The 15,205-nt window shown below is 54.6% G+C and carries 10 protein-coding genes; 7 read left to right on the top strand and 3 right to left on the bottom strand.

Annotated elements, in window-relative coordinates; genetic code table 11:
- Positions 1 to 16: 16 nt before the first annotated feature.
- The gene (locus tag ACR0EV_RS12170) at positions 17 to 1,369 is read right to left on the bottom strand and encodes a tetratricopeptide repeat protein (RefSeq protein WP_480800330.1); all 1,353 of its coding nucleotides are present in this window, start codon (positions 1,367 to 1,369) and stop codon (positions 17 to 19) included.
- A gap of 172 nt (positions 1,370 to 1,541) precedes the next feature.
- Between ACR0EV_RS12170 and ACR0EV_RS12165 the strand changes: the two genes are divergently transcribed.
- Positions 1,542 to 3,101: a winged helix-turn-helix domain-containing protein gene (locus ACR0EV_RS12165; protein WP_480800329.1), complete on the top strand. Its 1,560-nt coding sequence runs from the start codon at positions 1,542 to 1,544 to the stop codon at positions 3,099 to 3,101.
- A gap of 335 nt (positions 3,102 to 3,436) precedes the next feature.
- Here ACR0EV_RS12165 and ACR0EV_RS12160 read toward each other — a convergent pair whose 3' ends face one another.
- Entirely contained in the window at positions 3,437 to 4,537 is a 1,101-nt protein-coding gene (locus tag ACR0EV_RS12160; RefSeq protein WP_480800328.1) for a class I SAM-dependent methyltransferase, read from the bottom strand.
- Positions 4,538 to 4,724: 187 nt separating this feature from the next.
- Here ACR0EV_RS12160 and ACR0EV_RS12155 point away from each other — a divergent pair, with 187 nt between their 5' ends.
- Entirely contained in the window at positions 4,725 to 5,447 is a 723-nt protein-coding gene (locus ACR0EV_RS12155) for a response regulator (RefSeq protein WP_480800327.1), read from the top strand.
- Here the strand turns inward: ACR0EV_RS12155 and ACR0EV_RS12150 are convergent.
- A complete protein-coding gene (locus tag ACR0EV_RS12150) occupies positions 5,444 to 6,838 on the bottom strand; it encodes a sensor histidine kinase (protein ID WP_480800326.1) in 1,395 nt (464 codons plus the stop codon). The genes ACR0EV_RS12155 and ACR0EV_RS12150 overlap by 4 nt on opposite strands.
- Before the next feature lie 263 nt (positions 6,839 to 7,101).
- Here ACR0EV_RS12150 and ACR0EV_RS12145 point away from each other — a divergent pair, with 263 nt between their 5' ends.
- The 5 genes from ACR0EV_RS12145 (at position 7,102) to ACR0EV_RS12125 (ending at position 14,883) form a co-directional block, all read left to right on the top strand.
- Positions 7,102 to 8,904, top strand: a complete 1,803-nt coding sequence (locus tag ACR0EV_RS12145) for a type I secretion system permease/ATPase (RefSeq protein WP_480800325.1) — start codon at positions 7,102 to 7,104, stop codon at positions 8,902 to 8,904.
- A gap of 38 nt (positions 8,905 to 8,942) precedes the next feature.
- On the top strand, positions 8,943 to 10,274 hold the full coding sequence (locus tag ACR0EV_RS12140) for an HlyD family type I secretion periplasmic adaptor subunit (RefSeq protein ID WP_480800324.1): 1,332 nt from the start codon (positions 8,943 to 8,945) through the stop codon (positions 10,272 to 10,274).
- 370 nt (positions 10,275 to 10,644) lie between these two features.
- Positions 10,645 to 11,199 carry a hypothetical protein gene (locus ACR0EV_RS12135; protein WP_480800323.1) on the top strand — a complete coding sequence of 185 codons (555 nt, stop codon included), beginning with the start codon at positions 10,645 to 10,647 and terminating at the stop codon, positions 11,197 to 11,199.
- 312 nt (positions 11,200 to 11,511) lie between these two features.
- A complete protein-coding gene (locus ACR0EV_RS12130; RefSeq protein WP_480800322.1) occupies positions 11,512 to 14,283 on the top strand; it encodes a calcium-binding protein in 2,772 nt (923 codons plus the stop codon).
- Between the two features lie 396 nt (positions 14,284 to 14,679).
- Positions 14,680 to 14,883: a hypothetical protein gene (locus ACR0EV_RS12125; protein ID WP_480800321.1), complete on the top strand. Its 204-nt coding sequence runs from the start codon at positions 14,680 to 14,682 to the stop codon at positions 14,881 to 14,883.
- Positions 14,884 to 15,205 lie beyond the last annotated feature (322 nt).

Here is a 15,205-nt window from a genome sequence, read left to right as displayed (position 1 = left end):
TCTGCGACGTTGGCTGCTAGGCTACGGTCGCGGATCTGAGGGAATGCGCGTTCGCACGACCCAGAAAGCGTTTGTTGATGGGGCTGTGTGGCTTGACGGCAATCCGCTCGTTTGCCAGGGCTTCAGCTGCGTTGCGGTTGCCAGAACGCAGTGCGGCTTCGGTCAACGTCCAATCGATAATGTCCCGCTGCGCGTGACTGCCGCCGAATGAATTTGCGATAAACCGTGCACCATGGAGCGCCTCGGTCGCGTCGTCGTAGCGGCCCTGCCAAAATGCCCTGAACCCTTCGATCAATGGGAGTCCTGTTGCCTTGGCCCAGCGAGATGTTTCGCCGCCATTAAAAGGCGCGTTCCGATACCGATCAACGATACGATCAACATCGTCATCGCGACCTGAACCCAGATAGGCCATCGCTGCGTGCCAATCGTTGAACGGATACAGCTTGCCATCGGCGTGGTTGTCCCAGCACGCCGCAACATCGGCCCAACGATCAGAGATGTCGTGATCTTCCAGATGCAAGCGCCACAGCAAGGCCGAGGCATCGACAAGATCTAGTGCCACATCGCTTTTTCCTTCGCGGATCCGCGCATCGTACAGCTTGATCGCCTCTTTGGCCTGACCAAGGTCGAGGTGATAAAGTGCCTTGTGCCACCAGTTGTGGACCTTGAAGAAGTTGTCATCACCCGACCAATTCGGTTCGCGCGACGTCATCCATTCGATCCCGTCCTCTGCACGTCCTTGCATTTCCAGCACATGCGCAACGGCGTGCTGCGCCCAGCAGTCCAACGGATCGCGTTCGACAGCTTCCCGACCGATTGCTTCAGCCCGGCTGTAGTCACCGGTCTCTTCCAGCCCGAATGAGTACATGCCCAGGAGGATGGAATAGCCCGGCTGGTCTTCCGACCACTTCGGCAGGATCCGCGCAATCCGGTCTCGCAGGTCGCGTGCGTTGGCGCGGTAAAAGTCCATCAGATGACCGGCTTGCAGGCCCAGAATATCGTGTGGAAACGACATGTTGTGGCGGTCCAACTTGACGGCAGCTTCTGTCCAATTGTTGGCAAGAAGCGCATTCAGGGCATCGACATGCGATTTTTCCAGGTCGGATTTGGCAAGCGGTCGGACTGTCGCCAAAATGTTCCGCGCCTCAGCTGCGGCATCAGGCTCGGTTGCCAATCCGAACAGATAGGCTTTCAGAATATACGGCATTGCAAAGTCCGGCGCAGCCTCTATCGCCTGGTCAGCCAGCGCCACGGGATCGCCCCGGTAGATGTTGAACGCGCGCATGGCGGCGTTGAAATAGTCCGAAGCGACTTCTTTGGAACCGGCAGCTGGCCAGTTTCCCGACAATCGCGTTTCTTGATGGGACATGTCATTCTCCAAACTCTTTTTTGACTGGGCGGATTGCCCGAATGCGACGGCTCTACCGCGCCGCCGCATGGACTGCTTGAAGTCAATTGGGAGATTTTTGGGAGATCATTGGAAATCTGTATTTGAGACTTCGCTTGGGCTAAAATGGCAAGATCGAGGGAGCAGTACGAGAATGCGATACGAGTTCGATGCCTTTACGTTAGACACTGACACCCGCGAGCTTCTTTGTGGTGTGACCGCTGTCGCGCTTGAGCCGCAAGTCTTTGATCTGTTGGTTCTTTTGCTCGAAAACCGCCATCGGGTGGTTTCCAAGGATGAGATTGTCCAACGTGTATGGTTTGGACGTGTGGTTTCGGATTGGACAATCCTTGGCCGCGTAAAGTCTCTGCGTCAGGCATTGGGCGATGATGGGAGTGCTCAAAAATACATCCGTACGTTGCGCGGGCAGGGGTTTCGCTTTGTGGCGCCCGCCAAACTGGTGTCGGTAGCAAGTGTCACATCACTGGAAGCGCCCGAAACCACCGAGCAGAATATAGTTGGGGTCCCACCATGTATCGCAGTGTTGCCGTTTTCAGCACTCGGCGACCTAGAGGTCGGAAGATCATTGGCGGATGCAATCCCGCGCGAATTGATCAGATCGCTTTCCAGCGTGCGTTGGTTGCGTGTCATCGCACACGGATCGTCCTTCAGGTTCCGAGGACAGACGATCGAGTTTGAAGACGTAAAGTCACTGCTGGGAGCACAATACTGCATCTCCGGGATGGTGGAGACGTTGGCTGGCCGTCTCTATGTGGATGTTGAAATGGCCGATACCCGCACCGGTGAGGTCGTCTGGGCAATTCGAAAAGAAGCCCCGATTGACGAGGTGCAACGTTTGCGAACCGAAATTGCCGGCGCCGTGCTCAATATTTCTGAATTTGAATTGCCGGAACATGAGGCCAGGCTTTTGGATGTCGACGATGCAGAAAATCTGGATGCCTGGTCTTCTTTGCATTTGGGGTTCAGACATATGTATCGGTTCAACAAAGCTGATACCGAAATAGCTCGACAGATGTTCGAACGGGCTGCAGCGCTGGAACCAACATTGGCGCGTGCACACGCAGGAATCTCATTCACCAATTTTCAACGTGTGTTTCTGGGATATTCGTCCGACCTGGCTGCGGACCGACTGGCCGCTAGACGCAGCGCCGAGGAAAGTGTTCTTCTTCAACCGCGTGACCCGTTTTCGAATGTAGTGATGGGCAGAAGCCTGTGGCTGACCGGTGATACAGAGGCGAGTAAGCCGTGGTTTGACCGAGCGGTCCTTGAAAGTCCGAACTACGCATTTGGCCGTTACGCTTCCAGTTGGGCAAAGGTCTTCACATCGGACTACGCAGGTGGAAACGAAATGACGGACCTTGCCATTGCTCTTAGCCCGCTTGACCCGCTGCGAGGTGGCATGCTCTGCAACAAGATGTGGATCGCGCTTGCCGCAAAGGACTATGTTTCTGCCGTTCAGTGGGCGCAACAAACCGCGCTGACCCCTGGTGCGCATGCGGGCCACGCTATGTTTGCGGCTATGACAAACCGTTTGGTTGGCAATGATGAAGGTGTGTCACGGTGGCTAAAAGAAACGAAACGCCGGAACCCTGGGTTCAGCATAGCAAAAGCGAAGGCTCTGGTTCCGAGTAGTCACACTGAGTTTCGCGCCTTAACTGAAGAGGCGGCGATTGCGCTTGGTTTTCCCGACTAATGACTGCGGCAAAAAACTGAAATTTTCGCTCAAGCGCCAAAGTGCAGCTTTGGCAATTATTGCATGAGCAGACGTCAGTTTGGTCCTGTGATCGAGCTGCGGAGGGACTAGTCGCGAATGCCTGGATTGGACGACCCTCCAAAACTCAAACATAACGGTGGCCCAGGTCAAATGGGGTATTCCAAAGGTCCGCTTCAGGAAAGCTGTTACGCAGCAACGCTGAACGGGATGGATGTCGCGTTTGGGCCGTGTCCCATCAAAATGCAGAGCGACGCTGGTGAAGGTTTACGCCGAAAAACTGCACTGATGCTAGTAGTGCGAATGTAAGTCTCTTGCTACTTTCTGCGGAGAATAACAACAAGATGCCAAACTTCGCATGCGTACTTGCTCGATTCAGCCTCATAGAGTTGCGCAAGACGGCTGTAAAACTCGGTCATAAGCTGGTCGAGCATTTCAGCGCTGTCGCAGTTTGGACCAAATAGTTGCGTTCTCAAAGTGGAGTCAGCAAAGGCCCGGGTGTATCCAACATACTTCTCGGCATAGGTTTCAGGATCGTCGATATGTTCCTTGAAAATGTCGTCAGCCTTTATCGGCGCAGGTTCCACACTGATTTGGCATATTTCGAACGAGTCTCTCAGGTCAATGTTTTGCTCAAGAGCATATTTCGCCTCCGCTTCTGTCATGAACCAAAGTGAGAATAAAAATGAATCGAGGCTTTCGGGGCTAATGTGGCCGTCGTCCGCCATTGTCTTGGCCACAACCTGAATCGCGCGATAAATTCCGCGCCCTGATGCGGCAATGCCGTTTCTCTCGGAAGGATCGGGAACAGAACCAAGTGTTCCGACAACAAGATATCCTCCTGCATGCAATTCTTGAGCCCGCTGGAGCAGAAAGCGTGTCCAGTCTTTCTGCGCGATCCCATCGATAATTTGTCGGGCATCGCCTTGAAGATCAGCGAACCAGACAGTTCCTGGCGAGTTCAGTTGAATGCCCTGGCTCAGCCAATGGCTTGCAAAAACACATGTCCCGAACGACACCGAAGCAGGGGATGCAACCCGATCATAAAAGGATCCGATTGTTGCTTCGGTGCGAATATTCTTGGAGATGTGTGCATAACCTGTCGGACCTTCGACCAGTTCAAACAAGGTGTTCCAGTCGTTGGCGACTTGATCGGAATGGCATACGACGATTGGTGAGTTGTCGAACTTTTCCAAACAAGCCTCTATGGCGGGCTTGACCATTTCAATAGAGTTGACACCTGGCCCGCAGCCATAGTCCACTATTTTGAACTCGTTGCAGGGCTCGTCCATTGAGGAAACCAAATCATGAACAAGTGGATTCAACAGACGAACCAATTGCAGTTGCGCAGAGGAGTTCTCGTTGTAATCCACCATGCCTTCGGTCGATTTTCCCGATTGAATTTGCTGATCAGGCATTTGCTGGCCCTCAATGCGTCAACGTCCGCTAAATGTTGAAACAATACGGATCTGGACGCGGTTTGTCAGGTCAAACTGCTGATTTAACGTCTTGAGGCCTTGCAACTCTTGGTGGCTGCGTCGTTGACACTGTGCAATGCCCGATGCTGTTATCACGGCGGAAAACATCTTCTGAGGACCATACAGAATGAATGATGCTGCGGCCGGCTCCACCGTTATCGATGAACGGATTCTCATCTGCGACGACGATGTAGAGTTTGCCGAGAACGTGTGTGTTTTCCTGCGACACAAAGGCTACCAGATTGAACACGTGCCAAATGTACCCGCGGCGCGGGAAAAGATAGACACCGAGGATTACGATCTTTTTCTGTTGGATCTTGTCATGCCCGGTACAAGCGGGAAAGTGCTCTGTCGCGAGATTGCCTCGCGTCTTGATGCCGGGATTATCATGATCAGTTCGGTTGACGACGATGCCGAACGCATTTCATTGCTGGAGCTGGGCGCGGACGACTACATTATCAAACCATTCAATGACCTTGAATTATTGGCGCGTATTCGGGCGCTTATGAGACGCAGGCAAACGGGTCAGAAAAGCCAAAAACGTCTGAACCGGTTTGGTCCTTGGGAATTGGTGGAGAATGAACGCCACCTCAAACACGATGATGGGCGCGTGATCACCCTGACTTCGAGTGAAGCGCGCGTTATTCGCTTTTTCGTCGAGAACTCGGATGTGCTTTGCACGCGGGAAGATCTTTTGGCGGTCGCGCGCACGCGGCAGCACGGTGGGGCAGGGGACCGTAGCGTCGACGCCCTGATAAAGCGGTTGCGGTCCAAGATTGAAAGCGATCCTGCCAACCCCGAACATATCCGCACCGTCTGGGGTCAGGGCTATATTTTCCGGCCGGGCTAGTTTTGCTTATCAATCGGTAAGAACACGCTCGCCCTCAGACCTCCGCCTTGTCGGTTTTCCAACGATACGGTGCCACCCTGATCCACGACTATGGTCCGTACAATGGCCAAGCCAAGGCCGGTACCGGGTTCCGTGGCGCCCAGTCTTTGGAACGGTTCAAATGCGGTCTCTAGCTGCTCGACCGGGATGCCCGGCCCTTCATCGTCAATATGAATTGCGGCCATGTCATCTACTCTGGTCAGAGTAACATTAGTACGACCGCCAAATTTAACGGCGTTCTCAAGTAGATTTCTCAGAACACGGGTCAGCGCATTGTGACGCCCGTTCACTATGGCAGACTGCTCGATGCTGTAGGTCACGTCGCGACCGGCATCAACCTGCTCTTCCACCAGAGCTTCGATCAATGAGCGCAGATCCAATCGCACAAGATCTCCATCGTGGTGCGTTTGGCGATTGAGGTCGGTGACGGAGTTCACGATTTCGCTGAGGGTATCCAACCGATTAAGAAGCTGCTCTTTTGGGGCCGTTGGTTCCAGTTTCTCGATGGTGTCGTGCATCCGGGCAATAGGCCCTTTCAGGTCATGCCCAAGGCTGCGGAGCAAGGTGGTCTTGTACTCGAGCGCCAGAACGATACGGGCTTCCATCCGGTTAAACGCGATGATCGTATGGCGAATGTCGATGGCACCCGTCTCGATCAGCGGGCCGACCTCTTCACCGCGGCCAATCAACTCGGCATTGATGGCCATAGCGCTCAGTGGACGCATGACTTTCTGGATGAGAAACGCAAGAATACAGAGCAGGGTAAGTGCGACAAGACTGTCGATGGACCCAACAACGACCAAAGGCGCGATACTCTTGTTTTGCATCAGCAAATAGCAGTTCAGCCAATCCTCGTCATCCTCAAGCCGGACCGAGAAAACGCTTACCAGAAACGCGTCAACGCTTTCTGCGTCGAGAGGTTCGCCCGCGTGGCTCTTGAACAGTTGCAACAGCGCGCTTTGGTCTTCTCTGGCGTCAATGACCGTCTCCGCCACGGACAGCTCCGCGACGGCTATCCCTCGGTGTTCCAGCCGCGCCGCCAGCCAGTCCGCCATGTTCGGGCGTTGGCGGCCATTTTTCAGTGCGGTTGCTGCATCCTGCATGCCCACTCTGACGCTCCATTCCGCAGGAAAGAAACCAAGCGCTGTTTCGGCGCGGTCGTCAGGCGGTACGCGGGCCAGGGTTGAAACCACCTGAGCCAGAAAGGCATCGCCTCGATTTCGGATTTCTTCAGCGCGTGAACTGCGGATTTGGACAACGTCGGTGACAACCGAAAACACGCCGACAATCGCCCAGCTGACAAGAACGATGCTCATAACCTGTGTTCGAAGTGTCAGATCATTCCAGCGCATCGCGCGAAGGCTCCTTGTCCCATCCCCCTAGTTTGGACGCTAGTTCAATTTCTGCTGCTTTCCCAAGCGGAAATTGCATCTGTGGTGCAACAGCTGATGCGAAAGGTTTTGGCCCGGTTCCAGAACATCGCTGAGCGTGCGGTTCATCCGTTCGGTCCCGCTGAGGGCAGAAAAGGCAATTGAATCAAAGTGTGACAAAACCTTGGGGCGTTCGGTGCGGGCTCCCACGTATTTCCCACAGACACACTTATTGGAGGCCCGTTATGAATTCGCACTCGTCCGTTCACCCGCAACTCGCTGGCGCTCGCCGCGCTCTGCGAGGAAATCTGATTGCCACCGGCGTGTTCAGCGGTGCCGTTAACCTGCTGATGCTGACCGGCCCGATTTTCATGCTGCAGATCTATGACCGCGTGATGTCCAGCCAGAGCGTGAATACGCTCGTGGCCCTCAGTACGCTTGTCGCCGGTCTGTACCTTTTCATGGCCCTGATTGACGGCGCGCGCACCCGCGTTCTTGTCGCCATGGGTCATCGTTTCGAACAAAGACTCTCAAAAACAGCGTTCGACTGTTCGTTGGCAGAACCCTCGCTTCGTCGTACATCCGGCAACCCGGCTGCGGCCATTCAGGATGTCGAAAAAATCCGTGGCTTCCTGTCCGGTCAAGGTGCCGGGGCGCTGTTTGATTTGCCTTGGATCCCGGTCTATCTGGGTTTGGTTTTTGCCATGCACTTCTGGCTCGGGCTGGTTGGCGTCATTGGCGCTGTCGCGTTGCTGGTGATTGCTGTCGTGACCGACATCAAGGTGCGGGCTGCGGCCTGTGTTCAGGCTCAGCATGCTGGCAAACGCAGCCGTTTGGCAGAAGCAAGCCGTCGCAATTCCGAGATGGTGCGCGCCATGGGCATGCAGGCCAATCTTGGTAAGTCCTGGCAGGACATCAATGACCTTCACCTGGGTGCAAGTGCCAAGGCGGCCAACACGGTTGGAGTCTCCGGTAGTTTCACCAAGGTTTTCCGTCTGGCCCTTCAGTCCGGTGTTCTTGCTGTTGCGGCCTATTTAGCCATCCACGGGCAAATTTCGGCAGGTTCGATTGTTGCGGCCTCTGTCATCATGTCTCGTGGCCTGCAGCCAATTGAAACGCTTGTCGGAAGCTGGCGCAGTCTGGTGGCCGCGCGTCAGGCCTGGGCACAGTTGAAGGACACTCTGTCCAGCGAAGAAGACGATGCCAGAATTTCTCTGCCCAAGGCCGAGAAGTCTCTGACTGTAAACGGCCTGATCGCCGCTCCGCCTATGGTGACATCGGCCGTTCTCAAAGGCGTCGGTTTCGACATGAAGGCCGGAGAAGCACTTGCTGTGATCGGTTCGACCGGCAGTGGTAAGTCGACCCTTGCCCGCACGCTGGTTGGCGCGTGGTCTGCAGCTAAAGGGAGTATCAGCCTCGACGGAGTACCGATTGATCAGTATTTGCCCGAAGAGCTCGGCCCGCAGATCGGCTTTCTGCCGCAAGATATTGAGCTGTTTGACGGAACAATTGCCCAGAACATCGCGCGCTTCGATCCTAAGGCGCAAGATGAGATGGTTATCGCCGCTGCCAAAGCCGCCGGTGTGCACGAGCTGATTGCAAGCTTCAAAGACGGCTATGCAACAGCGGTAGGGGAGCGTGGTGCCGCCCTGTCCGGTGGTCAGCGTCAGCGTATTGCACTGGCCCGAGCGCTTTATGGCAATCCGTTCCTGGTGGTTCTGGATGAACCCAATTCAAACCTGGATGCGCAGGGCGAAGCTGCCTTGAACCACGCGATCCAGGCCGCCAAAGCGCGCGGTGCGATTGTAATCGTTATCGCCCATCGGGCCAGCGTGCTCGGGTCTGTCGACAAAGTTCTGATTATGGACGATGGCCGCGCCAGTGATTTCGGCCCCAGCGCCGAAGTGATGGAGCGTCTGCGTCAACGCAATCAAGCAGCGGCAGCCCAGGCCCGTCCAGCCACGCAGCAACCGGCTCAGGTGGCGAAAAGCCAGACTCAGCCGACACAAGAGAACACTGACGAAACCCCTGTCGCTGCTGCGGGCTAATCCAGCCCGACGCAGCAGCCAATCAAATGGAGGAAGTTATGAATACCGATACAAAATCCAACACCCAAACCGAAGCTTTCGTTGACCGGTCGTGGAAGTCCATCGGCTTTGGCCTTGCCGCAATTGCGGCGTTGGTGATCGGCTTTGGCGGCTGGGCCGCAACAGCCCGAATGTCCGGCGCAGTGGTGACTGGTGGAAACGTCGTAGTCTCCTCGGACCTGCGGGCCGTTCAACATCCCGATGGAGGTATTGTCGGAGAAATCCATGTCCGCAACGGTGATCGGGTCGCTGCCGGGGACGTTGTTCTGACACTTGACGACAAGCTCTTGTCCGGCAGCCAGGTGCTGGTCGATGACCGCCTGATCGCGGTTGAAGCCCAGTTGTCGCGCCTGATTTCCGAACGCGACGGTTTGGACGAGATTGAACTGTCCGAAGAACTCGACGCTCGAAAGGATGATCCGAAAGTACAACGCGCTCTGGCGACCCAGGGTGCCGTTATGGAAGCCCGCCGTCTGTCACAGGAGGGTGAAGTTGCAGCGTTCGAAGAACGGATCGCCCAGACAGAACAGGAAATCGCTGGTCTTGAGGCACAATATGAGGCTTCCTTAGAAGAGATCGAACTGATTGATAGCGAACTTGAGGGGCTGACCCAACTCTTTGAGAAGGGTCTGACACCAGCGAACCGGATTACATCGCTGAAACGCCAACGCAGTGGTTTGTTGGGAAACAGCGGGGGGCTGACCTCAAGGATTGCGGTCGCGCGTGGGCGCATCAGCGAAACCAGGATCAACATCCTGCAGTTGGAAAAGACCTTCCGCGAGCAGGTGATGAACGAGATTTCTGCGCTTGAGGTCGAGCTTGATGGTCTGAAGGAACGCCGGGCCGCTGCAGAGCTGCAACTGGCGCGCGTCGAAATCCGGGCACCGTCAGATGGTATCATCCATGAATTGGGTGTGCACACTGAAGGTGGCGTTGTTTCTCCAGGTGAGACTCTGATGCAGATCGTGCCGGAAAACGACGGGCTCGTCGTTACGGCTAGCGTCATGCCGCAGGATATCAACAACGTCTCGGTCGGTCAGGCGGCGACGGTCGTGATTGCAGCGTTCGACCAACACATCGCCCCGAGGTTTGATGGCAGTGTCCAGTTTGTCTCGGCCGATCTGAAAACGGATCCAATGACCGGAATGCCGTTCTACGAAGCACGCGTGGCCTTAGACGAAAGCGCTGTTGAAACTTTGGCTGACCTTCAGCTGAGTTTGCTACCCGGCATGCCCGCAGAAGTGTATATCGAGACCGGACAGCGGACACTGTTCCAGTATCTTGTCGATCCTCTCAGCAAACAGATCCGGACAACTTTCCGGGAGGCTTGAGAACACTAATCGCTTGTACGTTTTTTTAACGTGACGTGACATCGAAACCAGCGTCAGAATTGGCGCTGGTTTTTTTCGTTCGGGTATCTCTGAAGACCCACATTGGTGCCAAGATCGGCAGTGAAAACCAACCCAAGAATGCGCCGAACCTTCCACCGAAATTCGTCAACGACTTTGGTGCGGGTCACATAGCTTCTGAGCAGAAAAATCGCCGTTGCTGAAGAGATTTTTGTCATACTTTGTAACAATTTACGCCGTGAATTCACGTTGAAAGCAACGGGTGGACTAACCACCTTGTTTGTATACCCGAGGAGGACGTTTCTAACCGATTTTTGGGTGCCAAGTACCAACTTTAATGAGGAGAATACCAATGACTACCAAGACACATACAAACTTTGAAATTGCGGCCGATGACATCATCGCTGTGACCCCGATCATGCCCGATCCCCGCTGCGGCACCCCGGTGCCCCAGGATGGTGAGGACTTGACCGCGGTAACCCCGCTGCCAGCCAATCCGCTGGTTGCCGATCCGATCGAAGAGCTGGTCGCTGTGAACCCGCTGCCCTTTGGTGCGGTGCCTGCCGGTGAAGGCGAAGACCTGACCGCTGTGACCCCGATCATGCCTGATCCCCGTTGCGGCACCGAGGTGCCTCAGGACGGTGAGGACCTGGTTGCAGTCGCACCGCTGCCCTATGGCGCGGTTCCTGCCGGTGAAGGTGAAGACCTGATCGCAGTGGCTCCTCTGCCGTATGGCGCAGTTCCTGCTGGCGAGGGTGAGGGCCTGACCGCTGTCGCACCGATCATGCCCGATCCTCGTTGCGGTACCGAGGTTCCGCAGGATGAAATGGAACTGTCGGCAACGACACCTCCGCCGCTGTGCGAAATCGTTCCGACCGATAGCTTCTTCGTCGATCTGGTCGTTTGAATGCAACCAAAATGTAGCGACCCTCTACCGCTGCAAAACCAAACTCCGAGCGCCTTGATTTCGATTGAAAAAGGCGCTCGGTCAACCAAAAGGAAAGCCAAGTATTCTACCGGCTGGAGCCTGAATCGGCGCCAGCCGGATAGCGCGTTATAAATCGTAGCAATTTCATTTTTTGTCATACTTTGTAACAGGTTACGGGTCATTTTCGCGTTGAGATCACATCCGCGAACGACCACATCTTCCTTATGATCTGCGATGAGAATTGGCCCGATTTCCGTGTGCCAAACATCCAGAATAGTGAGGAGAAAGAAGATGAAACATTCAAACAAATCCAACCACCATCCCTTCGCGATGGACTCTGTCAACCCGGATGAAATTATCGAAGAGCAGAACGAAGAGCTGCTCTCTGTGAAGACGAGCGGTGAACCGCTTGAGTCTTCCGACCAGGTTTCGCTTGCTGGCCCCAAGGCATCAGCCTTGCCAGAAATCATCGCGGACACGTCTTTTGCGGTTCAGTCGTCAGGCGCGGCCAATGAGGTTGATCCCGAGATTGGGATGACGCCCGATCAAATGCACTTCGACAGCTATGATCATGAGTATTGGTCCTTGAATTGGCAAGAATATCCCCACAACTGGAGCCGGATCGATGTGACCGAAAAGGTCATCGCTGGCGGCGTTAAATGGTTGGGTGAGAACGAGACCCACTTCACCAATGACATTTGGCATCACTTTGACCGCAAGAAAGGCGGCACAAAAGACATCGTCTATCGGGTCGAAGCAGGCGTGATCGGGAATGACAAAGGCAATGTCATCTATGGCGCAGACACGCATCGCGGAACTTCGTACCAGCACGACGACAAGATCTTCGGCATGGGTGGAGATGACACGATCTATGGCCGCGCTGGCAACGACATGCTCAGCGGTGGGACAGGCCACGATTATATCGATGGCGGCGCTGATGACGACCTGATCTATGGTGGCATCGGAAACGATGTTCTGTTGGGCGGAACCGGAGTGGATACGCTGTATGGTGGTGCCGACAATGACTGGTTGTATTCCGGCAATAGGGATGGCCAGGTCGGTCATGACCAGTTGTGGGGCGGCTCTGGCTTTGACACATTCGTACTTGGCGATGCAAATGCGCCCAAAAACGATGGCAAAGACTTTACGGACTACATGGCCGATGGATTGTGGTCAGGTATGGGTGCAGCCGCAGATGCCATTTTGCCCGGGCCGTTGGGCGGCTTGGTTAATCTGTTCTTGGGAATGGGCGAAGCGCTCTCGAATATGGGCGGCACAGCCGGTGGCGAATTCAAAGATGGCAATGCCACGCATGTACGTGATTTCGATCCGACACAGGATACGATCATCGTTCCATTGACCGAGCACAACTTCGACGACATCACCTTCAAGCATGAAGGTCTGCCAAAGGAGCAGGCGTTCCGGATCTATGATGAATCGACAGACACACCGAACCTGATCGCTGTCATCTACTGGGACCAACTGAAAAACTCTTTCCCTTCAAGCTTGAACTGGGATGATCTCTCTCTCCGTCAGGCTTGGGCAAAGCAAGTCGTCGAAACAGCGCTTTTCATCGACAAAGACGGTGTCGACATGCAGTCGGGCCAGTCGTTTGATTTGCCAAGCGGATCGCTTGACGGTTTGGGCAGCGGCAAGTTCCTGATGCTGGGCGCTTATGGCGGCACCGAGATCTATGGGAAAGCCAACGCTGACTACCTCTTTGGTACGGATTACGGCGATATCCTGATGGGATACAACCGGTTCGGCCAAGATGGAGAGGAAAGTAAAGCTGGAGATGACAGCTTTTGGGGCTTTGGCGGCGACGACCTTTTCATCGCCGGGTCTGGCTTTAACCACATCTACGGCGGGGGCGGTGATGATACCATCGCGTACCTGGATGCCAGCGGCGGTGTCACCGTGGACATGCGCAAAGAAGACGGCAAAAGCTACTTTGAGGTGAACGGCGTAGAATATGACGGCAAGACAAGCGACAAGTGGCGCGACTATGTCTACGAGATGGAAAACGTCATTGGCAGCCAGTTCGATGACCATCTGATCGGTGATAGTGGTGACAACGTGCTGAACGGGATGGATGGAAACGACATCCTGGATGGCGGGGAAGGCAACGACACGTTGGTTTCGGGCAAGGGGAACGACACTTTGACCGGTGGCCAGGGTATAGACACCTTCGTTCTGAACGGTGGCCAGAATACGATCACCGATTTCGACGCCAAAGAAGGCGACCGGATCGAGATTGATATGGACGCCTATGGGATGACTGGCTGGTTCGATCTGGATCACCGCATCGAAAACGGTCAGATCGTGCTTTTCAGCAAAACGACCGGTGAGGACATCGTGCGCTATGACGATGACGGGAGCGGATTTGACCCGTCCTACATCGATCTGCGCAGCCTTCAGGGCAATGAAATTGTCTATGAACCTGCGTTTGGTTCGAACACGCTTGCGTGGTTCGAGAAATATGGCAACCGGATCGATGTTCAAGTTGATGACACTGTTCCAAACGTCGATGGGACCGATAGCTGGGACTATATGGTTGCCGACAGCGGCAGCGGTCTCGTGACCCTGAATGGCGGCGGCGGGGATGACTACATCGTTGGCGGCGCACATAATCAGGCCGCTAAGCTGTTTGGCGATGATGGCAACGACGTCCTCTTGATCCGCAAAGGCGCGATGGTCGCCACCGCTGATGGCGGTGCAGGTGATGACGTCATCATCTTAAACTCTGACCAGACGTTGAAATCGGGAATGGTGCAACTGACCGGAGGTGAGGGCAGCGATACCTTTGTCTTCACTGGTCCTAGCTACTCGGGTGTAACTCCGGGCATTGTGGATTTTGACGCTGATGACTCGATCGTTTTCGATCTGGCCGGACTGGGTTTGACCTCGCTTGACCAGTTGCACTTTGACTATTCCAACGGCAACTGCACAATCAGCGCCAACGGTGAGAAGGTTGTGAATGTTCGTAATGTACACAGCGAATATGACATTATGGAGCAAATCAGCGAACTGACAGTTCAGCAGTCGCAGGACTGGGGTCTCTGATCTACGACTGTTCTTGCAAATGCCCCAGCCGGTTCTTCCGGCTGGGTTTTTTCGTTCCAACAGAACAGAAAGCGAAGCACTTCCTCGTGTCTGAAACGGTTCTCTTACACCCAAGAAGGTGAAAAGTAGCTCAAGCTAATTTCTGCGCGGTCCCATTTCCCGCGAGCACTGGCGCAAACTGTTCGATTCCTTGCTGATGTCCGAAGCTACGCCCTGATCTCAGGCGATGTTCCATGCGCGGGAACAGAGAGTGGCCGTCATTCACTTAGATTAATTATTTTATGAAATCATAGTCTTGCGTCCTTCCAGCACTTGCTGGTCAATTCGCTTGACGACTTTATCACCGAAGCCGTGCAGGAGCGCGCAATCTAAGAGGCGTTTGGGTATAATCTTCAGGTGATCGAAACCGGTCTGAGCTATCAGGGCGAAAGCCTGAGCGACTTCCTTGGCACGATCCGGACTTACATTTGTAGCGCGCAAGAAGTGACCGTTACCCTCACCATGACAGGGATTATGGCGGCGGCGCATTTGCGCAGGGTTTGGGGCACGAACGCAACGGTCCCGGATTTTGGTCCAGTGACCGATACGGTCTTCACCTGACGGATGGGGGCGGAGATTGCGACAGAGTCAGTTGTTTTCGATTGGGAAATATTGTATAAATATACACGATATTGGTGCAAATTCTATCGTGTAATTCGTTACTATAAGTAGATGTTTGGAACTACTCCGCTGATGCAAACAGCATTTGCGTAAGGCCCCCAGAAGGGGAGTATTAAACTACAATCTCTGCATTGCTTTTCTCTCTCGGCCGCCAGCCGAGCCTTCGGGAATAGTTCGACATCTCCATAGTAAACAGTTCTTGGCCCTTGGCCTTTGATCAAACGGGGCAGCCTTGTCGTAGAAAACGGCAATCCCGTTTTGG

It is taken from the genome of Ruegeria sp. CF8 (genome assembly GCF_056537285.1).
Note: the sequence above shows the minus strand (reverse complement) of the source record. Positions and strands in the feature narration are given on the sequence as shown.

Bases quoted from the DNA above. Each gene is read 5' to 3' on its own strand.
- ACR0EV_RS12135 (WP_480800323.1), top strand. From the start codon at position 10,645: ATGACTACCAAGACACATACAAACTTTGAAATTGCGGCCGATGACATC.
- ACR0EV_RS12155 (WP_480800327.1), top strand. From the start codon at position 4,725: ATGAATGATGCTGCGGCCGGCTCCACCGTTATCGATGAACGGATTCTC.
- ACR0EV_RS12165 (WP_480800329.1), top strand. From the start codon at position 1,542: ATGCGATACGAGTTCGATGCCTTTACGTTAGACACTGACACCCGCGAG.
- ACR0EV_RS12160 (WP_480800328.1), bottom strand. From the start codon at position 4,537: ATGCCTGATCAGCAAATTCAATCGGGAAAATCGACCGAAGGCATGGTG.
- ACR0EV_RS12170 (WP_480800330.1), bottom strand. From the start codon at position 1,369: ATGTCCCATCAAGAAACGCGATTGTCGGGAAACTGGCCAGCTGCCGGT.
- ACR0EV_RS12145 (WP_480800325.1), top strand. From the start codon at position 7,102: ATGAATTCGCACTCGTCCGTTCACCCGCAACTCGCTGGCGCTCGCCGC.
- ACR0EV_RS12150 (WP_480800326.1), bottom strand. From the start codon at position 6,838: ATGCGCTGGAATGATCTGACACTTCGAACACAGGTTATGAGCATCGTT.
- ACR0EV_RS12140 (WP_480800324.1), top strand. From the start codon at position 8,943: ATGAATACCGATACAAAATCCAACACCCAAACCGAAGCTTTCGTTGAC.
- ACR0EV_RS12130 (WP_480800322.1), top strand. From the start codon at position 11,512: ATGAAACATTCAAACAAATCCAACCACCATCCCTTCGCGATGGACTCT.